This is a genomic window from Acidithiobacillus sp. M4-SHS-6, assembly GCF_047421495.1.
Lineage (GTDB): Bacteria > Pseudomonadota > Gammaproteobacteria > Acidithiobacillales > Acidithiobacillaceae > Acidithiobacillus.
The window spans coordinates 2,894,102-2,917,382 of record NZ_CP175559.1; the positions used below are offsets into that span (position 1 = coordinate 2,894,102).

Annotated in this window: 28 protein-coding genes; 22 read left to right on the forward strand and 6 right to left on the reverse strand. The window is 57.7% G+C overall.

Annotated features, from left to right (window positions below):
- Positions 1–9: 9 nt before the first annotated feature.
- The 17 genes from ACJU26_RS15115 to tatC all read left to right on the forward strand — a co-directional run bounded on the left by ACJU26_RS15115 (position 10) and on the right by tatC (position 14,679).
- The gene (locus ACJU26_RS15115; RefSeq protein WP_414040424.1) at positions 10–2,202 is read left to right on the forward strand and encodes an LPS-assembly protein LptD; all 2,193 of its coding nucleotides are present in this window, start codon (positions 10–12) and stop codon (positions 2,200–2,202) included.
- The gene (locus ACJU26_RS15120; protein WP_414040425.1) at positions 2,202–3,641 is read left to right on the forward strand and encodes a peptidylprolyl isomerase; all 1,440 of its coding nucleotides are present in this window, start codon (positions 2,202–2,204) and stop codon (positions 3,639–3,641) included. Before ACJU26_RS15115 ends, ACJU26_RS15120 begins: the two co-directional genes overlap by 1 nt.
- Positions 3,634–4,458 (forward strand): ABC transporter permease, encoded by an 825-nt coding sequence (locus tag ACJU26_RS15125; protein ID WP_414040426.1) that lies wholly within the window; start codon positions 3,634–3,636, stop codon positions 4,456–4,458. Before ACJU26_RS15120 ends, ACJU26_RS15125 begins: the two co-directional genes overlap by 8 nt.
- Before the next feature lie 85 nt (positions 4,459–4,543).
- Complete coding sequence (locus ACJU26_RS15130) at positions 4,544–4,786, forward strand: BolA family protein (RefSeq protein WP_414040427.1); 243 nt, start codon at positions 4,544–4,546, stop codon at positions 4,784–4,786.
- A 35-nt stretch (positions 4,787–4,821) separates the two neighbouring features.
- Entirely contained in the window at positions 4,822–5,145 is a 324-nt protein-coding gene (gene grxD, locus ACJU26_RS15135; protein WP_215842500.1) for a Grx4 family monothiol glutaredoxin, read from the forward strand.
- A gap of 18 nt (positions 5,146–5,163) precedes the next feature.
- On the forward strand, positions 5,164–6,441 hold the full coding sequence (gene murA / locus ACJU26_RS15140) for a UDP-N-acetylglucosamine 1-carboxyvinyltransferase (protein WP_414040428.1): 1,278 nt from the start codon (positions 5,164–5,166) through the stop codon (positions 6,439–6,441).
- Positions 6,438–7,094 (forward strand): ATP phosphoribosyltransferase, encoded by a 657-nt coding sequence (gene hisG / locus ACJU26_RS15145; protein WP_414040429.1) that lies wholly within the window; start codon positions 6,438–6,440, stop codon positions 7,092–7,094. Before murA ends, hisG begins: the two co-directional genes overlap by 4 nt.
- Positions 7,081–8,382 (forward strand): histidinol dehydrogenase, encoded by a 1,302-nt coding sequence (hisD, locus tag ACJU26_RS15150; protein WP_414040430.1) that lies wholly within the window; start codon positions 7,081–7,083, stop codon positions 8,380–8,382. Before hisG ends, hisD begins: the two co-directional genes overlap by 14 nt.
- A complete protein-coding gene (hisC, locus tag ACJU26_RS15155) occupies positions 8,379–9,449 on the forward strand; it encodes a histidinol-phosphate transaminase (RefSeq protein ID WP_414040431.1) in 1,071 nt (356 codons plus the stop codon). The genes hisD and hisC overlap by 4 nt, the downstream gene beginning before the upstream one ends.
- On the forward strand, positions 9,446–10,045 hold the full coding sequence (hisB, locus tag ACJU26_RS15160; RefSeq protein ID WP_414040432.1) for an imidazoleglycerol-phosphate dehydratase HisB: 600 nt from the start codon (positions 9,446–9,448) through the stop codon (positions 10,043–10,045). The genes hisC and hisB overlap by 4 nt, the downstream gene beginning before the upstream one ends.
- Entirely contained in the window at positions 10,042–10,707 is a 666-nt protein-coding gene (gene hisH / locus ACJU26_RS15165) for an imidazole glycerol phosphate synthase subunit HisH (RefSeq protein ID WP_414040433.1), read from the forward strand. The genes hisB and hisH overlap by 4 nt, the downstream gene beginning before the upstream one ends.
- A gap of 39 nt (positions 10,708–10,746) precedes the next feature.
- Positions 10,747–11,475 carry a 1-(5-phosphoribosyl)-5-[(5-phosphoribosylamino)methylideneamino]imidazole-4-carboxamide isomerase gene (gene hisA / locus ACJU26_RS15170; protein WP_414040434.1) on the forward strand — a complete coding sequence of 243 codons (729 nt, stop codon included), beginning with the start codon at positions 10,747–10,749 and terminating at the stop codon, positions 11,473–11,475.
- 4 nt (positions 11,476–11,479) lie between these two features.
- Positions 11,480–12,241: an imidazole glycerol phosphate synthase subunit HisF gene (gene hisF / locus ACJU26_RS15175; RefSeq protein WP_414040435.1), complete on the forward strand. Its 762-nt coding sequence runs from the start codon at positions 11,480–11,482 to the stop codon at positions 12,239–12,241.
- Positions 12,242–12,322: 81 nt separating this feature from the next.
- Positions 12,323–13,018, forward strand: coding sequence for a bifunctional phosphoribosyl-AMP cyclohydrolase/phosphoribosyl-ATP diphosphatase HisIE (gene hisIE / locus ACJU26_RS15180; RefSeq protein ID WP_414040436.1), 696 nt, complete (start codon positions 12,323–12,325; stop codon positions 13,016–13,018).
- A gap of 75 nt (positions 13,019–13,093) precedes the next feature.
- Positions 13,094–13,315 carry a Sec-independent protein translocase subunit TatA gene (gene tatA / locus ACJU26_RS15185; protein WP_414040437.1) on the forward strand — a complete coding sequence of 74 codons (222 nt, stop codon included), beginning with the start codon at positions 13,094–13,096 and terminating at the stop codon, positions 13,313–13,315.
- A 6-nt stretch (positions 13,316–13,321) separates the two neighbouring features.
- Entirely contained in the window at positions 13,322–13,720 is a 399-nt protein-coding gene (gene tatB / locus ACJU26_RS15190; RefSeq protein WP_414040438.1) for a Sec-independent protein translocase protein TatB, read from the forward strand.
- A gap of 128 nt (positions 13,721–13,848) precedes the next feature.
- Positions 13,849–14,679: a twin-arginine translocase subunit TatC gene (gene tatC / locus ACJU26_RS15195; protein ID WP_414040439.1), complete on the forward strand. Its 831-nt coding sequence runs from the start codon at positions 13,849–13,851 to the stop codon at positions 14,677–14,679.
- An 83-nt stretch (positions 14,680–14,762) separates the two neighbouring features.
- Here the strand turns inward: tatC and ACJU26_RS15200 are convergent, their stop codons facing one another.
- Positions 14,763–15,779 carry a potassium channel beta subunit family protein gene (locus ACJU26_RS15200; RefSeq protein WP_414040440.1) on the reverse strand — a complete coding sequence of 339 codons (1,017 nt, stop codon included), beginning with the start codon at positions 15,777–15,779 and terminating at the stop codon, positions 14,763–14,765.
- Positions 15,780–16,267: 488 nt separating this feature from the next.
- On the opposite strand from ACJU26_RS15200, the gene ACJU26_RS15205 reads away from it, so the two are divergent.
- Together ACJU26_RS15205 and ACJU26_RS15210 are read left to right on the forward strand one after the other, a co-directional pair.
- On the forward strand, positions 16,268–16,411 hold the full coding sequence (locus tag ACJU26_RS15205; RefSeq protein ID WP_414040441.1) for a nitroreductase family protein: 144 nt from the start codon (positions 16,268–16,270) through the stop codon (positions 16,409–16,411).
- A gap of 4 nt (positions 16,412–16,415) precedes the next feature.
- Positions 16,416–16,553 (forward strand): hypothetical protein, encoded by a 138-nt coding sequence (locus ACJU26_RS15210; protein ID WP_414040442.1) that lies wholly within the window; start codon positions 16,416–16,418, stop codon positions 16,551–16,553.
- Between the two features lie 135 nt (positions 16,554–16,688).
- On the opposite strand, the gene ACJU26_RS15215 is transcribed toward ACJU26_RS15210, so the two are convergent.
- Positions 16,689–16,892, reverse strand: coding sequence for a cold-shock protein (locus tag ACJU26_RS15215; protein WP_010642828.1), 204 nt, complete (start codon positions 16,890–16,892; stop codon positions 16,689–16,691).
- A gap of 191 nt (positions 16,893–17,083) precedes the next feature.
- Between ACJU26_RS15215 and ACJU26_RS15220 the strand changes: the two genes are divergently transcribed.
- From ACJU26_RS15220 to ACJU26_RS15230, 3 genes are all read left to right on the forward strand, one after another.
- Complete coding sequence (locus tag ACJU26_RS15220; RefSeq protein ID WP_414040443.1) at positions 17,084–17,965, forward strand: NAD(P)-dependent oxidoreductase; 882 nt, start codon at positions 17,084–17,086, stop codon at positions 17,963–17,965.
- Positions 17,966–18,146: 181 nt separating this feature from the next.
- Positions 18,147–18,284, forward strand: coding sequence for a hypothetical protein (locus ACJU26_RS15225; RefSeq protein WP_414040444.1), 138 nt, complete (start codon positions 18,147–18,149; stop codon positions 18,282–18,284).
- Positions 18,285–18,444: 160 nt separating this feature from the next.
- Positions 18,445–19,821, forward strand: a complete 1,377-nt coding sequence (locus tag ACJU26_RS15230) for an MFS transporter (protein ID WP_414040445.1) — start codon at positions 18,445–18,447, stop codon at positions 19,819–19,821.
- Between the two features lie 2 nt (positions 19,822–19,823).
- Here the strand turns inward: ACJU26_RS15230 and ACJU26_RS15235 are convergent, their stop codons facing one another.
- The 4 genes from ACJU26_RS15235 to hemC are packed head-to-tail and all read right to left on the reverse strand — an operon-like array spanning position 19,824 to position 23,179.
- Positions 19,824–20,498, reverse strand: a complete 675-nt coding sequence (locus ACJU26_RS15235; RefSeq protein ID WP_414040446.1) for an energy transducer TonB — start codon at positions 20,496–20,498, stop codon at positions 19,824–19,826.
- The gene (hemB, locus tag ACJU26_RS15240; protein WP_414040447.1) at positions 20,486–21,478 is read right to left on the reverse strand and encodes a porphobilinogen synthase; all 993 of its coding nucleotides are present in this window, start codon (positions 21,476–21,478) and stop codon (positions 20,486–20,488) included. Before hemB ends, ACJU26_RS15235 begins: the two co-directional genes overlap by 13 nt.
- On the reverse strand, positions 21,471–22,262 hold the full coding sequence (locus ACJU26_RS15245; RefSeq protein WP_414040448.1) for a uroporphyrinogen-III synthase: 792 nt from the start codon (positions 22,260–22,262) through the stop codon (positions 21,471–21,473). The genes hemB and ACJU26_RS15245 overlap by 8 nt, the downstream gene beginning before the upstream one ends.
- Positions 22,259–23,179, reverse strand: coding sequence for a hydroxymethylbilane synthase (gene hemC / locus ACJU26_RS15250; RefSeq protein ID WP_414040449.1), 921 nt, complete (start codon positions 23,177–23,179; stop codon positions 22,259–22,261). Before hemC ends, ACJU26_RS15245 begins: the two co-directional genes overlap by 4 nt.
- Between the last annotated feature and the right edge of the window lie 102 nt (positions 23,180–23,281).

Genomic DNA, 23,281 nt, shown 5'->3' on the forward strand with positions numbered 1-23,281 from the left:
TAGGCGCCTATGAAAAGCCCTTTCCAGCAGCTTCGCGATTTTCGGCATGGGAGTCCGCTTCCGTCCGGACGCAACGCTGCTCCGCGACGTCGCATTTATCTGGCCCTGCTGGCGGTATTGCTGAGTCCTGGTCTGGCCTGGGCGGCAGTGGAACAACCCATCACCCTCTACGCCGATAAGGTCAATGGCCTGGGTAGCGGGCACTGGACCGCCACCGGCAACGTCGAGGTCCTCTATGGAGATCGGCGGGTATATGCCGATACGGTGCATTACAACCAGCGCAAGGATGAGATTCTGGCGGACGGCCATGTACGCATGGTCAGCCCCGGCCTGGTCACGGCCGCTCCCCAGGCCACCATTCACCTCAAGGCCAATGAGGGGGTGGTCGTACACCCCCGTTATCTCCTTGAGGCCGAACAGGGACACGGCCATGCTGAAAGCGGCCGGGAATTGAGCAAGGGTCACTATCAACTCAATGAGGCCTGCTACACCACCTGCCACGGCAAAGTCCCGGCCTGGCGACTCTGGAGCAGCCAGTTGGACCTCAATCAGAACGACAATTATGTGACCACCAGAAATACCATCCTGAATGTATCGGGCGTTCCGGTATTCTGGATGCCCTATTTCAGCTTCCCTCTCAAACGCCATTCCGGCTTTCTGGCGCCGGGCGTGGGCAGCTCCACCATCAACGGCTTTTACCTGGGCATACCCTATTATTTTGATATTGCCCGCAATCTGGATGACACCTTCACCCTGAATTATTTCACCCGGCGTGGAGTCATGTTGCAAAACGAATTTCGTTATCTGGAACCCAATTACAGCGGCAGGCTTTTTCTGGATTTGCTGCCCTCGGATCAACTGACCCATAAAAACGTCTGGGCGATTTCCTGGCAACATAACCAGAATCTGGGCGACGGTTTCAGTTTCAACGTCGACTACAATCGCGTCAGTTACAAAAACTTTCTCTCGGATTTTGGCAGTACCGCAGGATTCGGCAGCAGTTTTATCGGCGGGATTGGTAATGCCCCCTATATCACCTCAACCGGAGGCATTTACTACAACAATGCCCATATCAGTGCTGGCGCGGTTTTACAGGGTTATCAGGAGCTCGCGCCGAACAGCAGCGCACCCTACTCCCAATTACCCCGTCTTTATGCCGATGGCTACTGGCGGGTGGGACGTAACGGCTATTTTAACTGGCATAGCAGCTTCAATTATTTTTCGGCGACTACCGGCCCCATTGGTCAGCGCCTGGATTTGACCCCCACCCTGGGTTGGCGTTTCAGCCGGGGTTGGGGCTTTCTGGAACCCCAGGCGCGCCTGTACTACAGCCATTACCAGATTCAGCGCAACGCGTCCTATGCCCGTGCCACCAATCGCACCCTTCCCGCCCTGAGCCTGAAGGGTGGACTGAACTTTGTCCGCTATGGCAGCAACGGCAGCACGGCGCTCCTGCAACCCATTTTCAAATACACCTACATTCCCTTGCAGGCCCAGAATGATATTCCCAATTTTGATGCCAGCGCCCCCTATCTGGATTTTCCGAGCATTTTCACCGACAACGTCCTCTATAGCGGCAGTGATCGCATCAATGCCGCCAATCAGATAGCCTACGGTCTGCGCGGCACCTGGTTGACCCCCAGCGGTCGGCAGCTCTGGGAAGTCGCCGTGGGACAAATTCGCTATTTCAACCAGCGGCAAATCAATCTGGCCGGAGACATCGTTCCCCAAGCCGTGCAATCCAATTATTTTTTCGAGGGGCAATACGCGCCGCTGGCGGACATGAACCTGCTGGCCAGCTCCCAGGTCAATCCCCAGAGCGACCAGCTCGATCGCCTCAACCTCCGCGCCCAGTGGCTGCCCGGCCCCCAGCGCGTCATCAACCTCGACTATCGCTTTACCCGGGATTTCGTCGATCAGACCGGGGTTTCTGCGGCCTGGCCGGTGTTCCGGAACTGGCAGTTGCTGGGGAGCTATCAGTATGATGTCACCGACCGCAAGCCTCTGGAGGAGCTGGTAGGGATCGGCTATGATGGTGGCTGCTGGGCAGCCCACATGATGGTGTATCATCAGATCCTGCTTGGCGGGCAGTCCAATAATGCCATTTATTTCGAGATCGTATTGCGCGGCCTGACCAGCCTGGGCAATGCCTCAACCGGTTTGCTCAGCCAGTATGTGCCGGGCGCCAGTATGGAGTTTTGATGTCCTGCAAACGTCGTCCACTTATTTTTGCCCTGAGTCTGTTACTCGGAACACTGCCTGTGGCGGGTTGGGCCAGTACGCCTTTTCTGAATCGGGACACCCTCCTGGCGCAGGCCCCGGTGCCAGCCGCTGCCCCGGCGCCAAGCACCCACACCTATTCAGAAAACTCCACACTGGCCCCCATGACTATGCCCATGCCCGGCAACGCGGTGAATCTGGATAAAATCGTGGCCATCGTCAACGACAATATCATTACTTCCATGCAACTGGAGCAGCGGGTCAGCGCCATCAGCGCCCATCTCCAGCAAAGCGACCCCGATGCCATGCCCTCCGAGGACATTCTCCGACGTCAGGTGCTACAGCAGATGATTCTGCAGGATATCGAACTGCAGATGGCGCAGCGCGCCAACATCAAGGTCGACAAGGGCATGCTCGACCAAGCCATCAACAATCTGGCCCAGGCCAATCACATGACTCCTGGTCAGTTACGGGAAGCATTGACCAGTCAGGGGCAATCCTGGAAAAGCTTCACCAAAGACCTCAAGGACCGTATTGTTGTCGATCGACTCATGCAGCAGGAAGTGGAAAGCCATGTCCATGTCGGTCCCGATGAAGTCAAAACCTTCGCCCACCAACTCAAGGAAATGGGCGGAGTAAGCTTTAATCTGCAGCAGATTTTCATCCCTCTACCCAACAACCCGACCCCCAATGCCATCAGTGCCACCCGCCAGCGGGCAGAGCAGGTGCGGGACCACCTGATTGCTGGCGAAGACTTCTCGCGCCTCGCCGCCCAGGTCAGCAGTGGTCGCGATGCCCTGCAGGGTGGGCGCATTGGCTGGGTAAAAGCCGGAGAACTGCCAGCCTCGGTATCCCAAAGCCTCATGTCCCTGAAAACCGGGGATATCAGTCCGGTGATCGCCGGACCCACCGGTTTCCACATTTTCAAGCTCCTCGACAAAAAAGTCGAACAGCCGACCATCACTGAGGTCAAGGCTGCGGCCATTGTGCTCAGGGCCGGAAGTAGCCTGCAACTGCAGGAAGCCGAAGCCCGGGCCCAGGATATTCAGACCGCCCTGCAGAATGGCAGCCGCTTCTCTGAACTCGCCCGAAACTACAGCCAAGACCCCAACACGGCTGCCAAGGGTGGGGAAATGGGCTGGATCGCCCCCGGGCAATTGCCGGACACCCTCGAACGCACCCTGCTCACCCTGCAGCCCGGCGCGGTCAGCAGTCCGATTCGTGAAGGTAATGCCATCTATATTCTCCAGTCCCAGGGCCAACGCCAGCAGCCCGTGGAAGAAAAACAGATCATGGCGGCAGCACGCATGCAACTGTTCAACCGCATTGTCCGGGAACGCATGGAAGAATGGCAGCACCGCATTCGCGATAGCGCCTATGTGAAAATCCTGGAACCGAGTTTGCGCGGCAGTGATGCCTGAAGTCTTGCCTCACCTTCCATCAGTGCCTGAAAACCGGGTCAGTGCCGGCATCCAGGGCAGTCTGGCCCCCACCTGGACCTTGTTTTACAAGGAGACCCTGCGTTTCAGCAAAGTCTGGCTGCAAACCATTGCTGCTCCCCTTATCACCACCATCCTCTATCTGGTGGTATTTGGACATGCCCTGGGGAGCCATATCACCGTCTATCCAGGAGTCAGTTACACGGCTTTCATTGTGCCCGGCCTGATGATGATGTCGGTCTTGCAAAATGCCTTTGCCAACAGCTCTTCCAGCCTCATTCAATCCAAGGTGACCGGAAATATTGTATTTGTGCTGCTCAGCCCGCTCACGCCCAGCGAAATATTTACCGCCATGGTCGCCGCCTCGGTGTTTCGGGGTATTTTGGTGGGACTGGCAATTTTTGTGCTGGCTTTACTCTACTTGCATATTCCCATCATTCATCCCTTCTGGATTCTGGTTTTTGCCATCCTCGGGGCCAGCGGCATGGGGAGCCTGGGCCTCATCGCCGGACTCTGGGCTGAAAAATTCGACCAGATCGCCGGCTTCCAGAATTTTATCATCATGCCCCTGACCTTTCTGGCCGGGGTATTTTATTCGGTGCAATCCTTGCCCGGAATCTGGCAGCGGATTTCTCTGGTCAACCCCTTTTTCTACATCATTGACGGCTTTCGTTACGGTTTTTTTGCCGATTCGGATGTCAGCATCTGGGTCAGTCTGGGCGTCAGCCTGGCTTTTGCCCTCATCACCGGCTTTTTTGCCTGGCGTCTGCTGGACCGGGGTTACAAACTACGCCAGTAGTGCCAAGCCCGGAGTGCGGAAAAGACATCTACAGGGGATCACAAATCTCCGCTGATGGGATACAATGTCCCACATGAACGCTCATATGATCAAATCACTCATCCAGCAGGAACTCCCGGACGCCCAGGTGGAAGTGCTGGGAGATGACGGTACCCATTTCGAGGCGCTGGTCGTCTCGGCTACTTTTGTCGGCATGTCCCCGGTCAAGCAACACCAGCGGGTTTATGCCGCCCTGGGCGAGCGCATGCGTGAAGAAATTCATGCACTGTCCCTGCGCACACTCACCCCTGACCAGGCGCAGCAGATACGCCATCCTGCCCGCCACTGAAACCCATCCACGCCGTACACCTAACGAGGATTAGCATGGCTACCATTCAAGAACTGATTCAGGAACAAGTGGAAAAACACCCGGTCGTACTCTATATGAAGGGCAATCCCCGCGCGCCCCAGTGCGGTTTTTCCGCGCGCGCCGTGCAGTTGTTGCAACAGGCTGGCGTCAAGGAGCTTTTCACCGTAGATGTCCTGGCCGACCCGCAGATTCGCGACGGCATCAAGCAGTTTTCCAACTGGCCGACCATTCCCCAGTTGTATATTCAGGGCGAGTTCGTCGGCGGTTCCGACATCATGTCTGACCTCTACCAGCAGGGCGAACTCCAGAAACTGGTGGAGAAAGCCCAAAGCGTCTGAGGAGTTCGTAGCGACCTTATGGACAAATTGCTGCTGCGTGGTAACGGCCCCCTGCGTGGCGAACTACGGATCTCCGGGGCAAAAAACGCGGCACTGCCCTGCCTGGCCGCCACCTTGCTGGCCAAGGAACCGGTGCAGTTACGCAATATCCCCCACCTCCGGGATATAACCACCACCTTGGAACTGCTCAGCACCCTGGGGGCGAGGGTGCTGGTGGACGGTCAACTCGGCATTGAAGTAGACCCGAGGCCGGTACATTCCCTGGTGGCCCCCTACGAACTGGTAAAAACCATGCGGGCATCCATTCTGGTGCTGGGTCCACTGCTCGCCCGCCATGGCTCTGCCGAAGTCAGCCTGCCCGGCGGTTGCGCCATCGGCAGTCGTCCGGTCAGCGTCCACCTGAGTGGCTTGCAGGCTTTGGGCGCAGAAATCTCCGTGGAGAATGGCTTTGTCAAAGCCCGGGCAGCACGACTCATCGGCACCCGGATCGTCATGGAAATCGTTTCCGTCACCGGCACCGAAAACCTGCTCATGGCCGCCACCCTTGCCGAAGGGCGTACCACGCTGGAAAATGCCGCCCGTGAGCCGGAAATCGTCGATCTGGCCCGCTGTCTGAATGCCATGGGAGCGCGCATTTCCGGGGCGGGAACTTCGATCATCGAAATCGAAGGTGTCAAGGAACTGCACGGGGCCGAACACAGCGTGGTGGCTGACCGCATTGAAACCGGCACCTATCTGGTGGCCGCCGCCATGGCCGGTGGGGATGTCTGCCTGAAACGCACCGATGCCAGCCTGCTGGAAAGTGTCATCCTCAAATTACGCGAGGCCGGGGCTGAAGTGACGACGGGAGCCGATCTCATCCGGCTGCGCATGCACAAGCGCCCGTGCGCCGTGGACATCCGTACCGCTCCCTTTCCGGGCTTTCCCACCGACATGCAGGCGCAGTTCATGGCCCTCAACTGCATTGCCGAAGGCAGCGGCGTGATTACCGAAACCATTTTTGAAAATCGCTTCATGCATGTTTCCGAATTGCAGCGCCTCGGCGCCGAAATCACCGCCGACGGCAAAACCGCCGTGGTGCGGGGCGTACCCAAACTCCATGGGGCTCCGGTCATGGCCACCGACTTGCGGGCCTCGGCCTGCCTGGTGCTCGCGGGTCTGGTGGCGGAAGGGGAAACCCTCATCGATCGGATTTACCATCTCGATCGCGGCTATGAAGTCATCGAGGAAAAACTGGGCGCTCTCGGCGCGGATATTCGACGCATCAGCAATAGTGGTCTCAGGAGCGCATCATGAATACCGGCATTACCATCGCCCTCTCCAAGGGCCGCATCCTTCAGGAGGCCATCCCTTTGTTTGCCGGGGCTGGCATCGAACTGACCGAAGATCCGGACGAATCGCGCAAGCTCATCATTCCCAGCACCGATCCGCAGGTCCGCTTTCTGGTGATCCGTGCCAGCGATGTGCCCACGTATGTGACCTGGGGTGCCGCAGATGTCGGCGTTGCCGGCAAGGATGTGCTGCTGGAGCAGGAGGGACTGGATTTGTATGAGCCACTGGACTTGCGCATTGGCCTTTGTCGCATGTCTGTCGCCGAGCCCGCCGCCCTGGCGGCCACCGATGCCCCGCAACGCTGGGAACGGGTCCGCATTGCCACCAAATATCCCCATATTACCCGCAACTATTTTCATGGCCGCGGCGTACAAACGGAAATCATCAAGCTCTACGGCAGCATGGAACTGGCACCCTTGGTAGGCTTGGCGGATCGTATTGTGGATCTGGTATCCAGCGGCCGGACCCTGCGGGAAAACGGCCTTGTCGAGGTGGAGGAAATCATGCCGATTTCCAGCCGTCTGGTGGTCAATCGGGCCGCCATGAAACTCAAGCGTCGTACCATCGAACAATTGATTGCCCAACTGGAGGCACAGCTAAGCCATGAACCGTCTTGACACCCGCGATGCCGATTTTACCCGGAAATTTCACGCCCTGCATGACTGGGATGCCAATCTGGATATCCAGGTGGAAACCCGGGTCAGGGAAATCGTCACGGCGGTCCGTGACCGGGGAGATGCGGCCCTGCGCGCATTTACCGAGCGCTTTGATGGCCTCGCCACCAGTACTGCTACCGAACTGGAAATACCCCGAGTGGATCTGGAAAAAGCCCTGAACAGTCTGAACCCCTTGCAGAGTGCCGCCCTGGAAGAAGCGGCCCAACGCATTCATAACTATCACGAACATCAGCGCAGTGAGAGCTGGAGCTTTAGCGAAAGCGATGGCACCCGGCTCGGGCAACGTATTCTCCCGCTGTCACGGGTGGGGATTTACGTTCCCGGAGGGAAGGCGGCCTATCCCAGTTCTGTCCTGATGAATGCCATTCCTGCCCGGGTTGCTGGGGTCGAAGAAATCATCATGGTGGTACCGACCCCCAAGGCCCAGATGAACCCTTGGGTGCTGGCCGCCGCGGCCATTGCCGGAGTCCATCGGGTTTTTCGCATCGGCGGGGCCCAGGCCGTTGCCGCACTGGCTTATGGTACGGAAACCGTTCCCGCCGTCGACAAGATTGTCGGGCCAGGCAACATTTATGTGGCCACCGCCAAACGCATGGTCTTTGGTCGGGTAGGCATCGATATGATCGCCGGTCCCAGTGAAATCCTGGTTATCAGCGATGCTTCGGCGCCGGTGGAATGGCTGGCCTGGGATCTGCTGTCCCAGGCCGAACATGATGAAAACGCCCAGAGCATTTTCATCAGCTGGGATGACGCCCACATTGAAGCCGTGCTCGCCGCCGTGGACAAGGCTCTGGCCGTGCTCGATCGTGCGCCCATTGCCAGCAAGAGCTGGGCTGATCGCGGTGCGGTCATCCGCGTGCGGGATCGTGCCGAGGCCTGCCGCATTGCCAATCTGGTGGCCGCAGAGCATCTGGAGCTGGCCGTAAGCGATCCGGAAAGCTGGCTGCCCGACATTCACAATGCCGGCGCCATTTTCATGGGTATCCACAGTTGCGAAGCCCTGGGAGACTATGTGGCGGGACCCAACCATGTCCTGCCCACGGGCGGCAGCGCCCGGTTCTCCTCCCCTTTGGGGGTGTATGACTTCGTCAAGCGCAACAGTCTGATTCAGGTCAGTCCCATCGGCGCCAATACCTTGGGCCGTATTGCCGAACGCCTGGCCCTGGGTGAAGGTTTGACCGCCCATGCCCGTTCTGCCGCCTGCCGGGTGACGGACCGTCAACCATGAGTAGCCGCACCCTGATGGCAGCCCTGTTGCGCCCGGAACTGCTGGCCAGCAAGGCCTATGCGGTCGCGCCCGGTACCGGACTGATCAAGCTGGATGCCATGGAAAATCCCTATGGACTTCCCGATCCGCTCCACCAAGCCTGGCTGGAGAACCTGGCGCATGCGCCCCTCAATCGTTATCCTGATCCCCACCCCGAGTCCCTCATTGCTGCGCTCAAAACCCATATTGGCTTGCCGGTCGGCATCGAACTGATGCTCGGCAACGGTTCCGACGAGTTGATTCAGATTCTGGTCACGGCCGTAGCCGGTACGGGACGGCCGATCATGGCGGTGGACCCGAGTTTCGTCATGTATCGCCTGCTGGCCGAGCAGTTGGGGCTGCCCTTTGTCGGCGTGCCCCTGGATGCAGAATTTCAGATGGATCTGCCCGCCATGCTCCGGGCCATTACCGCACATCAACCGGCCATCATTTTCCTCGACTGGCCCAACAACCCCAGTGGCAGCCTGTTCCCTGAGGCCGCCCTGGAGGCCATTATCCAGGCAGCTCCAGGTCTGGTTGTGGTGGATGAAGCCTATCATGCCTTCAGCCAGACCACTTTTGCCGGGAGGCTGGGGCAATATCCCAACCTGCTCCTCTTGCGCACCCTGTCCAAGGAGGGGTTGGCAGGATTACGCCTGGGTATGTTGGCCGGGCCTTCCGAATGGATTCAGGAACTGGACAAATTGCGCCTGCCTTACAATATCGACATCCTGACCCAGCGCAGCGCAACTTTTTTTCTCCAGCACAGCACGGTGCTGGACGATCAGGCCGAGATTCTGCGGGCCGAGCGGGAAAGGCTGTTCCAGGCCTTGACTGCCCTGCATCTGACGGTCTGGCCCAGTGCTGCCAATTTCCTGCTGTTTCACGTTCCCGGCAAAGCCACAGCCATTCATACCGGGCTGAAAAACGGCGGGGTATTGATCAAAGCCTTTACAGGTCACCCCCGTCTCGGCGACTATCTGCGGGTAAGTGTCGGCAAACCTGCCGAAAATAGCCGTTTTCTCTCCGTATTGGAGTCATTGCTGTGAAATCGCGTCAAGCCGAAGTCGAAAGAAACACCCTGGAGACCCAGATTCGTGTGCAGATCAATCTGGATGGAAGCGGACAGGCGGATTTACACACCAGTCTGCCTTTTCTTGACCACATGATTCACCAGATTGTTCGCCATGGTCTCTTTGATCTGAAAATTCAGGCTCATGGAGATCTGGATATCGATGCCCACCACACCGTCGAGGACATTGGCATCACGCTGGGCCAGGCCTTTGCCCAGGCCGTGGGTGATAAGTCCGGCATCCAGCGCTATGGACATGCTTATGTGCCGCTGGATGAGGCCCTGTCCCGGGTCGTGGTAGACCTTTCCGGCCGTCCGGGTCTGGTGTTTGCCGTGGAATTCCCCCGTGACCGGGTGGGTGGCTTTGATGTGGACCTTTTCCATGAGTTTTTCCAGGGCTTCGTCAACCATGCCATGCTCACCTTGCATCTGGATGCCCTGCGCGGCCGCAATGCTCACCACATTGCCGAAACCCTCTTCAAGGCCTGTGGCCGCGCCCTGCGCATGGCCGTCACTCCCGACCCCCGCATGGCCGGCCATGTGCCCAGCACCAAAGGTACCCTGAACCTATGAATGGCGCACGGGTGGGCATTATTGATTACGGCATGGGCAACCTGTATTCCGTGGCCAAGGCGGTGGAATATCTGGGCGGCAAGGCGGTGGTCAGCGATCAGGTGCGTGAGTTGGTCACTACGGACCGGATCATTTTCCCCGGCGTCGGCGCTTTCGGGGATTGCATGGCCGCGCTGGAAGCCCGGGAACTCAGTGACTTTGTCCGGGTTGCCGCCCAGACCCGCCCCTTTCTGGGCATCTGTCTGGGAATGCAGATGCTCATGGACAGCAGCGAAGAACACGGCAAACATGCGGGCCTTGGCCTGCTACCGGGCCGTGTCATCGCCTTTCCCGAAGAAGCCCTGCAAAAGCCCGATGGTCAGCGCCTGAAAATCCCCCACATGGGCTGGAATGAATTGCATCAACTGGTGGATCATCCCCTCTTTGCCGGCATCCCTCAGAATGCCCGGTTCTACTTTGTGCATTCCTATTATGTGGAACCTGCGGCACCGGAAATCCTGGCCGCCTTCAGCGACTACGCCTTCCCCTTCTGCGCGGCAGTGGCGGCGGACAATCTTTTTGCCTTGCAATGCCACCCGGAAAAAAGCGGTAATGCCGGACTTCGCCTGCTCGGCAACTTTCTGACCTGGGATGGCGATTGCGGTTCCCAATGTGCCCTGTAAGCGGATGACGCTAAAAATGATTTTACGGAGGATATTGTCATGTTGTTGATTCCGGCCATCGACCTCAAGGGCGGGAGTTGTGTGCGCTTGCGCCAGGGGCGGATGGAAGACCATACCTTTTTTTCCGATGATCCCGTAGCCACCGCCCAGCGCTGGGTGGATGGCGGTGCCAAACGCCTGCATATTGTGGATCTGGATGGCGCGGTACAAGGCGCACCCGTCAATGCCCAGACCATTGCGGCCATCTGTGAACGCTTTCCCGATCTAGAAATTCAGGTCGGTGGCGGTATCCGTAGTGAGGAACAGATCGAAATCTACATCCAGGCGGGCGTCCGCTATGTCATCATCGGCACCCAGGCCGTCAAGGCTCCGGGATTCGTGCGTGACGCGGCGGTCAGCTTTCCGGGGCACATCATGGTCGGCATAGATGCCCGGGACGGGAAAGTGGCCACCGAGGGCTGGTCCAAGCTGTCTCGTCATGATCCGGTGGATCTGGCCCGGCATTTTGCCGCCGACGGCATCGAAGCCATCATTTACACGGATATCAGCCGCGATGGCATGTTGAGCGGACCCAACATTCCCGCCACTGTCGCACTGGCGCAGGCGGTTCCGGTCCCTGTCATCGCTTCCGGCGGGATTGCCAACCTGCAGCAGGTGCTGGAACTCAAGGCCCATGAAGAAGACGGCATCACCGGCGCCATCACCGGGCGGGCCATTTACGAAGGCAGCCTGGATTTTGCCAGCGCCCGCGCCCAGGCCGAGGCTTAGGCGGATGCTCTCCAAGCGCATCATTCCCTGCCTGGACATTGACCACGGGCGTGTCGTCAAGGGTGTTCAGTTTGTGGCGCTGCGCGATGCCGGCGATCCGGTGGAAGTCGCCAAGCGTTACAACGACGAAGGTGCCGATGAACTGACTTTTCTCGACATTTCGGCCAGCTACGAACAAAGAGGCACCCTCGCCGATGTGGTTTCGGCAGTCGCCGCCCAGGTATTCATTCCCTTGACCGTCGGGGGTGGGGTGCGCAGCGTGGACGATATCCGCCAACTCCTGCTGGCGGGGGCTGACAAGATCAGTATCAACAGCGCCGCCATCAAGGAACCGGAGCTGGTGCGTGCTGCTGCCCGGCGTTTTGGCAACTCCTGCATTGTCGTGGCCATTGACGCCAAACGGGTGGAAGATCACTGGGAAGTATTTACCCATGGCGGGCGTCATGCTACCGGTATCAACGCGGTCACCTGGGCACAACGCATGGCGGATTACGGCGCTGGTGAAATCCTGCTGACCAGCATGGACCGGGACGGTACCGGCCTGGGATTCGATCTGGAGCTGACCCGCGCGGTCAGTGATGCGGTTGCGGTTCCGGTCATCGCTTCGGGCGGCGTCGGCGCCATTGCGCATTTTGCCGAAGGCATTTTGCAAGGACACGCCGATGCCGTCCTGGCCGCCAGCGTCTTTCATTTCGGCCAGTTTCGCATTGCCGAAGTCAAGGCCGAGATGGCCAAATCCGGTATCCCCGTACGGGAGCCAATCTGAAAACACGGGGCTTGCCTCCAGCCCGGTGAATTTTGCGTATCCAACCAGCAAGAGCCGAACATTGAGAGAGTGGACAACGACATGGGTGACAAGCCATACAACGCGCTTCTGACCGCCATCCACTGGAACGCCGATGGGCTGGTACCGACCATCACCCAGGATGCCCGCACCGGTCAGGTATTGATGCTGGCGTGGATGAATGCCGAGGCCCTCCAGGCGACCCTTCAGGACAGGATGGGCACCTACTGGTCACGCTCTCGTCAGGCCCTGTGGCGCAAGGGCGAAACCTCCGGACATTATCAGCATTTGGTTGACCTGCGTCTGGATTGTGACGGAGACACCCTGCTGATGCGCGTCATTCAGGAAGGAGCAGCCTGCCATACTGGTGAGCCCACCTGCTTTTTTCAGGGAATGGCCGACAGCGCCGCGGGCTGGCAGCACCAGGCTCCGCCGCCCGGCAGCATTCTCGACAGCCTGCAGGCCACCCTGCAGCAACGGCGACAGGCTGATCCCGGCCAGTCCTATGTGGCGCAACTGCTCCATGGCGGACAGGACCGGATCTTGAAAAAAGTGGGCGAAGAAGCCACGGAGTTTGTCCTGGCATGCAAAAATCATGAAAAGAAACCGATCATTGCCGAAGCCGCCGATCTGCTCTTTCACCTGATGGTTGCCCTGGAGGAACAGGAATTGCATATTGATGATATCCTGGGCGAACTGGCGAGACGAGAAGGCGTATCCGGCCTGGAAGAAAAGGCATCGCGCCCTCCGCCAGCTTGACGCAACCCATATTTTTTCCTATGGTCAAAGAGTTAGCATGTAGCGCATGGCCCCCTTGGGGCAAGGAGAGCAGTGATGGGCGCTTTCAGTATCTGGCATCTGGTCATCATATTGTTGATTGTCGTAGCGCTTTTCGGAACCGCCAAATTACGTAATGTCGGTTCGGATCTGGGTTCCGCCATCAAGAGCTTCCGCTCCGCCGTCAAGGAAGAGGAAGAAAAAAAGGATGCGAGCATTGGTCATACCATTGATGCCGATGTCCAACCCAGTAAAGAGCACGAAACCGTCAATCGTTGATCCGTCATGTTTGATTTCAGCTTCGGTGAACTGGCGCTTCTGGGGATTATTGTCCTGCTCGTGGTCGGCCCGGAAAAAATGCCGGAACTCGCGAGGACTGCAGGCAAGTGGTACGGAGCCATGCGCCGTACCATGACCAGCCTGCGCTCCGAGGTGGAACAGCAGCTCTTGCTCGACGAGTTACGAAAAGAAGCCGACAAGCTCCGGGATTATGCCAATGAGGAGTTACTGCCGGGCGACATCACCGCCTCCTCATCACTCCGGGCGAGCAGTGAAAACGCGCGCAGCCCCGTAGTGACCATCCCGGAGGCCAGTGGGAACAGGCAGGTGGAGCTGGATATTGACACGATCCCGCCAGCCATTCATGCCGAAGATCGGCCCGGCCCGGAAGATCGACTGCACTGATGACGTTATGTCACCGCTGATGGAGCGATGATCCTCATTTTACTCTCCAGCCCATTTATTCCTGGAACCACTGCCACTTGTTGTTCTCAACCTGCCCCTGATATTCCGCCTGAGGAAATTGCATAAACATGGAGAAGCTGGCGGAAAATACTTTTCTTGGCCACTTGCTGGAACTGCGCCGGCGGGTGCTGATTGCCATCATCGCCATTTTTGTGGGTTTCCTGATTTCCTATCCCTTCTCCAAAAGTATTTATAATATTCTCGCTGCTCCCCTGATTGCCGTTCTGCCCAAGGGCAGCCATCTGATTTACACCAGCCTTCCGGAAGTATTTCTCACTTACGTACAGTTATCCCTGATTTCGGGCTTTGTGCTGGCATTGCCCGTGGTGCTCTATCAATTCTGGGCCTTTCTCGCTCCGGGCTTGTATGAACATGAACGCAAGGCGTTTTTCCCGCTGATTTTCGCCTCCATTTTTTTGTTTGTGGGCGGTATGCTCTTTGCGTACTTTGTCGTTTTCCCCAATGCCTTTCGGTTTTTTACCAGCTTTTCCGGCTCGGATATCACCGCCATGCCCAAAGTGGACAGTTATCTGTCCCTGATCGTGAAGTTTTCCCTGGCTTTTGGCCTGGCCTTTCAGATTCCCATTTTGATTGTCGTGTTGGTGCGGGTGGGTATTCTTCAGGTCGCCACATTACGCCGGAGCCGACGCTATGCGTTTTTAGTCTGTGCCATCGCCTCGGCCATCCTCAGCCCCCCCGATGTCATGTCCATGGTGCTGCTCCTCATCCCCATGTACATGCTGTTTGAGTTGGGCTTGTTCTTCGCGGCCAGAGTCCCTGCTCCCAAAGCGGTAATGGAAGAGGCGGATGATGAAAACGAGCAGGCGTCTGAACGTAGCGCCGCCGATGAAATGGATGCCGCAGAAGCAAGCTTCCGGGATGGGGATGACCAGAAATAATGCCATCCCGATATTCCCAAGGAACCATGGCTTACCAACGAAGCCCTACCGCCCAGGTTCATAGTCTGCAAAACCCCTGATTTTCAATGGGCGTATTTTTCCGTTATTGCTTCAATTCGCTGGACAGTTTCCGGGGTTAGCGCCTTGACGACATTTATAGCCGCGAGATTCTCCAGCAACTGCTCTTTGCGGGATGCCCCCAGGATGACGGAACTCACATGCGGGTTATGGGCCACCCAGGCCAAAGCCAGTTGCGAAACACTGCAGTTCATGGACTTCGCGAAATCAAGCAGCTCTGCGACGGCGGCATTTTTATCAGGATCCAGTAAACCTTCCTTCAAAAAGGATAGTGCCGGCAAGGAAGCACGACTCCCTTCTGGAACGCCTTTAAGGTATTTCCCCGTTAATAGCCCAGAAGCCAGGGGACTCCAGGTGGTCAAGCCCAAACCCATATGCTCGTATAGTCGCGCATATTCATTTTCCACCCGCTGGCGATGGAATAAATGATATTCCGGTTGTTCCATCACGGGTTTATGCAGATGGTGGCGCTCGGCGATTTCCCAGGCAGCCATGATTTCATCGGCACTCCACTCGCTGGTTCCCCAGTAAAGCGCTTTGCCTTGCTCGATGATATTGTGCATGGCCCATACCGTTTCTTCGATAGGGGTATGCTTGTCTGCCCGATGACAATAAATCAGGTCCAGATGTTCCAAGCCCAATCGCCGGAGACTTCCCTCGACCGCTTGCATCAAATACTTTCGATTCAGGGTGTTTCGACTATTGATTTGCGACTGCGGCATGTCACCGCCTTTCAATCCCCAATAAAATTTGCTGGAAATCACATAATCAAGACGATTCCAGGAAAGCTGATTCAGCGCCTTTCCCATCAGAACTTCACTCTCGCCATTGGCATAAACTTCGGCGTTGTCGAAAAAGTTTACACCCGCGTCCCAGGCGATAGCCATCATCTCGCGCACACCCGAAAAATCCACTTGATTATGGAAAGTCACCCAGGAGCCTAGAGAAAAAAGGCTCACTTGCAATCCACTACGCCCAAGCCTGCGATATACCATGGATATCTTGTCGTTATTCACGGACATGATTATCTCCTTGTTGAGTTTACGATGATTCTCTTATCCTGCTGCTAGATCACGAACACCACCCTGGTCGACATGGCTTTTGCAGCGCATCCACTTTTGCCTTGACGGAAGGCCCCATGTTGACTAAGTTGGATACCAACTGGACGGTATTCTAAGCCCATTGGGTAAGTGGCAGCAAAAATCTTGCTTGCCCTGTTCATTTTGAGAGGTAATCTCCATGAAAAAGGCGGCAATCTCTGGAGGCACTGCACCCTGAAGATGTCGCCCAAGCGCTGGTGTACAGCTTTGCCCAGCCGGCACATGTTCTGGTTGAAGAAATTCTGGTGCGTCCAGTCAAGCAAATCGTCCCTTGAGAAACCAGCAAGCGGAAACCGCCAAATTTTCTATAAAGCTTGTACCAGAAGCGGGTCTTCCGCTTGCTGTATGCAAGTTAATCTTTTCGCAAATACCGTCACCTATACCGAGCCCATTTATCCTGGAGCTGAACCATGACTGAGGTTCTCCCTCTCTTGCAGTCCCATCGTTCGATCCGCAAATTTCGTCCCGACCCCCTGCCCGAGGGCCTTCTCGAAGAGATTGTTCGCTGTGGGCAGCAGGCCTCCAGTTCCAGCAAGCAGCGCTCGATACGATAGCGCCATGGAAACGTACTACCAGACCCGTTCCACAGGGCAAAAAGCCAGTAGCTGGAGTCGGGAGGTCGCCAGTCTGGCTGGATGGGAGGCCCGCCCGCACATGGCCGAATTTTTGCGCCGTCAGGGATTTTTACAGCGTTGAAGGGCCAGGGCCCTGTCAAGTTCGCCTGCTGGGGCGGCAGAGGCTTTCTGGCGCTCCTCTTTGGTACGGCAAATACTCAGCCCATAAAAAAGCGCCGCAGTAGCGGCGCCCTGGGCGATGACCATCCGCTGGGGATTAGATCTCGCGCACGTCCTCAGCCTGCATGCCCTTGGGGCCGCGAACACTGTTGAACGATACACGTGCGCCTTCTGCCAGGGTCTTGAAGCCGCTGCCCTGAATGGCGGAGTGATGCACGAACACATCTTCCTTGCCGTCTTCAGGAGTAATGAAACCGAAACCTTTACTATCGTTGAACCACTTTACTGTACCTGTTGCCATTTGATGCACTTCCTATTACGTAAATTCGGACCACGTGTCCAGTGCCGAGCATAGGGACTATTCTTTACATATGCAAGGTATTTCTCAGATAATTTTGCAGCAAACACGGCTTTCTTGATGGAAAAATCGGTTTCTGACCAAGGTTAGAACCAATCGTCCGGTATGTAAGAACTACACACAAGGAGTGTTTCATGAAAATTGGCTTCATTGGATTAGGGCAGATGGGTTCCGGAATGGCGGCCAGACTGCAGGCTTCTGGAGAGCCGCTCACCCTATTCAACCGCTCCCCCGAAAAACTGCAGGCCCTGATAGACCAGGGGGCACAAGCCGCCCAATCACTTCGGGACTTTGCCGATACGGATGTGATATTTACCATGCTCGCCGATGATCATGCTGTGGCCTCCCTGGTGTTAGGGGAGGAGGGTCTACTGGCGCAGATGCAACCAGGGGCTGTTCATGTTTCCTGCAGCACCATCAGCGTCGCACTTTCGGCGCAACTGGCCGAGGCCCATACCCGGGCCGGACAGGAATATCTGGCCGCGCCAGTTTTCGGCAGACCCGATGCGGCGGCGGCTGGCAAATTGTTTCTGGTTCTGGCAGGAAAACCAGCCATCATCAGCCGCCTGCAGCCACTTTTTGATCGCATGGGCCAACGTAGTTTCGTGGTTGCCGAGGCTCCAGAAAAAGCCAACCTGGTAAAACTCAGCGGAAACTTCCTGATTGCCTCCGTCATTGAATCCCTGGGCGAAGCCATGGCACTGGTGGAAAAGGGCGGTGTGGATCGTCATGCCTATCTGGAACTGCTGACTTCCAGCCTCTTCAATGTGCCCCTCTACAAAAATTATGGGGGACTCATAGCTGACCGGAAGTTTACCCCACCAGGCTTTGCCGCGCCTCTGGGTCAAAAGGACATGCGTCTGGTGCGGGCTGCCGCCGAAAATCTGAACGTGCCCCTCCCGCTGGCAAGCCTGCTGCATGATCGCTTCATTCGCCTTGCCGCTGAGGGTGCTACCAGCCGCGACTGGTCTGCCATCGCCAAACTGGCGGCTCAGGATGCAGGGCTTTCATCCTGATATTGCTCCTGGACGAAAGTTGGGGTGGCCTGGGTTACCTGCCCCAAAGCGAACAGCCGGGACGTACCATGATTCTCCTCACCTGGAAAGGCAAGGATTTATGCGCATCCATGGCGACTTAGGCAGGGGAATCGGCTGGTCGTCCGCAACACGGCTGCCGGAAAGGCTTTGCCCATTGCCCATGAAGAAGTCTTCCTGGAAGAGCATGCCCGGCATCACCCTGATGGGCTGTGCCCGAGATGATCGCATGACCTTGCATGCCCATGCAGGGCGCATTCAGGAAGCATCAGGCGCCACCCTTTCCTTTTTGGATCAATAATCGTTAAGCTTTCTCCACCCCTTGTACTCAGGAAAAACCTATGGATGTTTGTGCCGCCGTCGCCTATGGCGCTAATCAACCCCTGGCCAACGATCCCCAGAGCTGACTTTGCGCCGGCACGACCAATACGATCACCGCTATTATTTCATCGGCAACCTCATTGGCGAAGATCTGGCTTTTCCTGCCCGGCGTCCGGGCGCATGCCGCCAACCAGGCACCGATGACTGAACGGCGCGGCCATGCCCTGGGAGCGGCCATGCTCGGGATGCTGCTGGATGGTTATGATCTCAGCATCATGGCCGTCGTGCTCTTGCCGCTGAGCAGCGCCTGGCATCTGCACGCGACGGAAACGGGCATTCTCATGGCCATGGCCCTGCTGGGCTCCCTGATTGGCGGCTTGTTCGGTGGTTTTTTTACCGATCGTTTTGGTCGCCGCAAGCTGCTTTTCCCCAACATTTTTCTTTATGTGCTGGGGGCGCTGGTCAGTGCCTTCAGCCCGGATACGGCAGCACTGTTTACTGGACGTTTTATCACTGGCCTGGCCATCGGCCTCGACTATCCCCTGGTCGCCACCATCGTGGCGGAATACAGCCAGTCAGCCCAGCGCGGCAACCGCTTTGCCCGGGTCAATCTGGCCTGGTATCTGGGCGCGCTGCTTGCCACGACTGTGGGCTGGGGTCTGCTCTTTAGCGGCCCGAATTCCTGGCGCTGGATGCTGGGCAGCGCCATCGTCCCCGCCCTGGCCTTGCTCTGGCTACGCCGAGGCTTGCCTGAATCCCCCCGTTGGCTGGTCCGCAGGGGCCGGTATTCACAGGCGGAGGAAGCCCTGGCGCTCCTAAAACCGGCCTGTTCTGCAGCAGAGCGGCAAACGGAACTGGACAGCTTTCAAATCCAGACCCAATCGTGGCGAATCTTGCTCCGCAAGGCTTGGTTGCGGCGGCTTTTCCTCAGCATCTTTCCCTGGTTCTGCCTGGATGTGGTCGGTCTGGGTATCGGTCTCTATTTCCCCATGGTGTTGCGCGATAATGGTCTGGCCAGCAGCAATGCGGCTGCCGCCGCCATCAACGCGGCTTTTCTCATCATCTCGGCCCTGGGGATTCTCTTCATTCTTTCACGGTTGGACCGCTGGGGGCGGATTCCATTGCAAAGCGCCGGTTTCGGTCTCATGTCTCTGGGCCTGGCCTTATTCGCCCTCTGTTCCTGGCAGCACTGGGTCATGGGGGTGTATCTGGCCGCAGCACTGTATTCCCTGGGAGTAGGGATTGGTCCCGGCGTCACCGTATTTGCCCTGGCCGTGGAAATTTTTCCCACCGAATTGCGGGCCAGCGCCGCCGGGTTGGCGACGGCGCTATCCCGTCTGGGAGCTTTCCTGTCCGCCATCCTTTTCCCCATTTTCGAGAAAAGCTGGGGGATTCCTCTGGTATTGATCTGCATGTCTATCGTCGCCCTGCTCGGCTTGCTCGTCACTCTGGCTTATGGCATCGAATCCCGCATGAAAAGCCTCGAAGAACTGGAAACGCTGCCCGCCAAAAGCTGAATTCATTCAAAACTCCAGGTGCGGACGATGCGCAGGGAAGTGGGTGGGGATTGCCACCAGGGGGGCAAGGGCGGAAAAGGCGCGGCGGCGCGAATGAGGGTTTCCACGGCGTCTACCAGGGCCAGATTGCGGGCGCCTTGCAACATGGCAATTTCCACCAGTTGGCCATCCGGGGCAATGGTGACGGCCACCACCACGCGCCCCTGGGGCAAGGGACCATGCCCTGCTGCAAACAGTTTTTCCTGGGCCAGGGCCATGATGCGTCCTTCCCAGTTCTTCAAATAAACATCATAGGTGGCCTGACGCTCTGCCGAAGAGACCGCCGGCGCCGCTTCATGGGTGACGGCTGTCACCTCGGCCTGGGGATGGGGAAGCTGCGGGTCCACTGGCGCAGTGATCCGTGGCCGATGAAAAGCAGGTGTCAGGGAAATTTCCACCAGGGAGTTGACGGGATTTTTTTGGGCCAGCGGGCCCGCCAGTCCCAGCAACAGACACAGCCAAATCAGCACATTGATAAACAAGGAAAACACCAGCCAGGGAAAGAGCTGGTCCAAGTCCCGCGCGCGTATCCGCAAGATTCGAGCAATCGCGGTTATACTGACTGCGCCATACCAGCGCAGGTGGAGCAATCCATCTTCCAGAAAACTACCGGGCGAGGGTGTTTTTACCCCAGCCATTCCGCCGCGTCCAGGGCATAATACGTGATGATGGCATCGGCCCCGGCCCGTTTCATCCCCAGCAGCGACTCCAGCACACTGCGCTGCAAATCCAGCCAGCCGGCCCGCGCTGCAGCCTGCAGCAGGCTGTATTCTCCCGAAACCTGATAGGTCAACACCGGCAGGTCACAGCGTTCACGCAGATCCCGGACCATATCCAGATAGGGCATGGCCGGCTTGACCATGACCATGTCGCAACCCTCGGCAATATCCAGATCCAGCTCACGAAAGGCCTCTCGACGATTGGCTGGGTCCATCTGATAGGCGCGGCGATCCCCGAACTGGGGAGCGCTGTCGGCGGCATCCCGGAACGGGCCGTAAAAGGCGCTGGCATATTTGACGGCATAGGACAAAATACTGACTTCCGTATGACAGCCCGCATCCAACGCTTCACGAATGGCGCTGACCATGCCATCCACCATGCCCGATGGCGCCACCACATGCACCCCGGCCTCGGCATAGGAAAGGACCTGACGCTGGAGATTTTCCAGCGTGGCATTATCATCCCGGTCCCCGTCAGCCGTGAGGACGCCACAATGACCATGGTCGGTGTATTCGCAAAAACAGGCGTCGGCAATGACCAGTAGAGCGGGATAGGCAGCACGGATGGCGCGGATGGCTTTTTGCACCAGCCCATCCCTATCCCAGGAAGCCGAACCACAGGCATCCTTGCAACTTTCTTCGATGACACCAAAAAGCAGCACCCCGGAAATACCTTTGACCAGGGCTTCCTCGCAAAGCCTTAAAGCCGAATCCACCGTATGGCGGAACACCCCCGGCATGGACACAATCTCGCTGCGGATGCCCTCACCTTCCACCAGGAAAATAGGCAAGATGAAATCCGCCGGAGACAGTTGATTTTCCTGAAGCATCCCGCGCATGGCCGGATGTCGGCGCAAACGCCGGGGAGAATGACGCAAGGACAGCGGATTTCTATTCATCGGCGCTACTCCGGCTTTTGGCCCAGCTTTCCAGGGCCTTCATGAGGCCTTCGGTGCTGGCCTCTGGAGCCACCCAGGGTTCCGGCAAACCGACGGCAGTAATGGCTTCTGCAGTGAGCGGACTGATGGCCATCAGGGACGTATTTTTCAACCAGCGTTGGCCAAGCCCACCCACCATCTGGTAGAAATTCTTGAAAATCTCGGGACTGGTCAGAATCACGGCATCCAGTTCACCCCGCGCCCAGGCATGCAGGAGTGGAGTAGGATTGGCGCCCGGCAGGGTCCGCCGATAGCACAGGACTTTGTCGACCTGCGCACCCCGCTCTCCCAGCACCTTTTCCAACAATTCCCGGCCTTGGTCGCCGACAAAGAGGGCCACATGCCGCTGCTGCATTTCCGCCAGTTCGACACTATCCAGCAAGCCTTCCGAACTGAACTTTTTGGGTACCAGATCGACCTGCAGACCAAATTCACGCAAGGCCTTGGCGGTTTCCCGCCCGACTGCCGCCACACGCGGGCCCTGGGGCCAAGGCAAATTCAGACTCTGGAGACGGCTCAGGGCAAAAGCCACGGCATTACGGCTGGTAAAAATCACCCAGTCGAAGATCTCCAGTCGACGCAGGGCATCATCCAGTGATTGCCAGTTTTCCGGTGCTTCAATTTGCACCGCCGGAAAAAGAATCGGGCGAGCACCAGCGGCCTTCAGGGCATCTATCAGATCTCCGGCCTGTTCCTTGGGTCGGGTGACCACCACGCCTTTATTCTGCAGTAATCCACTCTTCATAGTGATTGAATTTCCTTGATGATTATAGCGGCCCCCTGGGCCAGAAGCTGCTCAGCCACCGCTTTCCCCAGGGCTACCGGATCAGCGCCCCTGGCTTCTGCACGGAGCAGACGCGCACCGTCAGGGCTGGCTACCAGGCCCCGCAGATGCATAAGCTGCCCCTGCCATTCGGCCAGCGCCGCCACGGGCAAACGACAATCTCCGCCCAGTATGCGGTTCATGCTGCGCTCCGCCAACACACACTGCTGGGTAGAGGGATCGAGCAAAGCCTGCAACAGTTCCCGGGTTTGCGTATCTTCTGACCGAATTTCAATGCCCACGGCGCCTTGCCCCACCGCTGGCAAGGACTGCTCCACCGAAAGGGCGGTGCTGATCCGTTCCCCCAGCTGCAGGCGCTTCAGGCCCGCCACCGCGAGAATGATGGCGTCATATTGGCCATCGTCGAGCTTGCGCAGACGGGTGGCGACATTGCCACGCAGATCCTCTACCTGCAAATGGGGATAGTGTTGCAACAATTGTGCGCGCCGCCGCAAGCTGGAGCTTCCCACCCGGGCACCCGGTTTGAGCTGATCGGGATGCCCGACGCCATTACTGACAAAAGCATCGCGGACGTCTTCCCGGGCCATGATGGCCGCAATCTCCAAACCCTCGGGCTGCAGTGCCGGCACGTCTTTCATGGAGTGCACGGCCACGTCCACCTGTTGCGCCAGCAAGGCTTCCTCAATTTCCTTGACGAAAAGACCTTTGCCCCCCAAGGAATGGAGAGGAGCATCGAGCAGGACATCACCACTGGTGGTCATGCGGATAATATCCACCTGGATGCCCGGATGGGCCGCATACAGGGCATCACGGACATGCTCGGCCTGCCAGACTGCGAGGGGGCTGGCGCGGGTACCAATTCGAATCGGCGGCATCATGGCGGGACAATCACCCTGGAACGACACAAAAAATCAGAAATTCGTCACCTAAGCAGGGCAACTTTACCTGCCAAGGATAAAGATGTTTGCCCGAAGCCGCAA

Coding starts and splice junctions, on each gene's coding strand:
- tatB (WP_414040438.1), top strand. CDS start 13,322: ATGTTTGATTTCAGCTTCGGTGAACTGGCGCTTCTGGGGATTATTGTC.
- ACJU26_RS15225 (WP_414040444.1), top strand. CDS start 18,147: ATGAAGAAGTCTTCCTGGAAGAGCATGCCCGGCATCACCCTGATGGGC.
- ACJU26_RS15215 (WP_010642828.1), bottom strand. CDS start 16,892: ATGGCAACAGGTACAGTAAAGTGGTTCAACGATAGTAAAGGTTTCGGT.
- hisF (WP_414040435.1), top strand. CDS start 11,480: ATGCTCTCCAAGCGCATCATTCCCTGCCTGGACATTGACCACGGGCGT.
- ACJU26_RS15205 (WP_414040441.1), top strand. CDS start 16,268: ATGACTGAGGTTCTCCCTCTCTTGCAGTCCCATCGTTCGATCCGCAAA.
- grxD (WP_215842500.1), top strand. CDS start 4,822: ATGGCTACCATTCAAGAACTGATTCAGGAACAAGTGGAAAAACACCCG.
- murA (WP_414040428.1), top strand. CDS start 5,164: ATGGACAAATTGCTGCTGCGTGGTAACGGCCCCCTGCGTGGCGAACTA.
- ACJU26_RS15115 (WP_414040424.1), top strand. CDS start 10: ATGAAAAGCCCTTTCCAGCAGCTTCGCGATTTTCGGCATGGGAGTCCG.
- ACJU26_RS15130 (WP_414040427.1), top strand. CDS start 4,544: ATGATCAAATCACTCATCCAGCAGGAACTCCCGGACGCCCAGGTGGAA.
- hisD (WP_414040430.1), top strand. CDS start 7,081: ATGAACCGTCTTGACACCCGCGATGCCGATTTTACCCGGAAATTTCAC.
- ACJU26_RS15200 (WP_414040440.1), bottom strand. CDS start 15,779: ATGTCCGTGAATAACGACAAGATATCCATGGTATATCGCAGGCTTGGG.
- hisC (WP_414040431.1), top strand. CDS start 8,379: ATGAGTAGCCGCACCCTGATGGCAGCCCTGTTGCGCCCGGAACTGCTG.
- ACJU26_RS15245 (WP_414040448.1), bottom strand. CDS start 22,262: ATGAAGAGTGGATTACTGCAGAATAAAGGCGTGGTGGTCACCCGACCC.
- ACJU26_RS15235 (WP_414040446.1), bottom strand. CDS start 20,498: ATGGCTGGGGTAAAAACACCCTCGCCCGGTAGTTTTCTGGAAGATGGA.
- hisH (WP_414040433.1), top strand. CDS start 10,042: ATGAATGGCGCACGGGTGGGCATTATTGATTACGGCATGGGCAACCTG.
- hisIE (WP_414040436.1), top strand. CDS start 12,323: ATGGGTGACAAGCCATACAACGCGCTTCTGACCGCCATCCACTGGAAC.
- tatC (WP_414040439.1), top strand. CDS start 13,849: ATGGAGAAGCTGGCGGAAAATACTTTTCTTGGCCACTTGCTGGAACTG.
- tatA (WP_414040437.1), top strand. CDS start 13,094: ATGGGCGCTTTCAGTATCTGGCATCTGGTCATCATATTGTTGATTGTC.
- hisG (WP_414040429.1), top strand. CDS start 6,438: ATGAATACCGGCATTACCATCGCCCTCTCCAAGGGCCGCATCCTTCAG.
- hemC (WP_414040449.1), bottom strand. CDS start 23,179: ATGATGCCGCCGATTCGAATTGGTACCCGCGCCAGCCCCCTCGCAGTC.
- ACJU26_RS15210 (WP_414040442.1), top strand. CDS start 16,416: ATGGAAACGTACTACCAGACCCGTTCCACAGGGCAAAAAGCCAGTAGC.
- ACJU26_RS15120 (WP_414040425.1), top strand. CDS start 2,202: ATGTCCTGCAAACGTCGTCCACTTATTTTTGCCCTGAGTCTGTTACTC.
- hemB (WP_414040447.1), bottom strand. CDS start 21,478: ATGAATAGAAATCCGCTGTCCTTGCGTCATTCTCCCCGGCGTTTGCGC.
- hisA (WP_414040434.1), top strand. CDS start 10,747: ATGTTGTTGATTCCGGCCATCGACCTCAAGGGCGGGAGTTGTGTGCGC.
- ACJU26_RS15125 (WP_414040426.1), top strand. CDS start 3,634: ATGCCTGAAGTCTTGCCTCACCTTCCATCAGTGCCTGAAAACCGGGTC.
- ACJU26_RS15220 (WP_414040443.1), top strand. CDS start 17,084: ATGAAAATTGGCTTCATTGGATTAGGGCAGATGGGTTCCGGAATGGCG.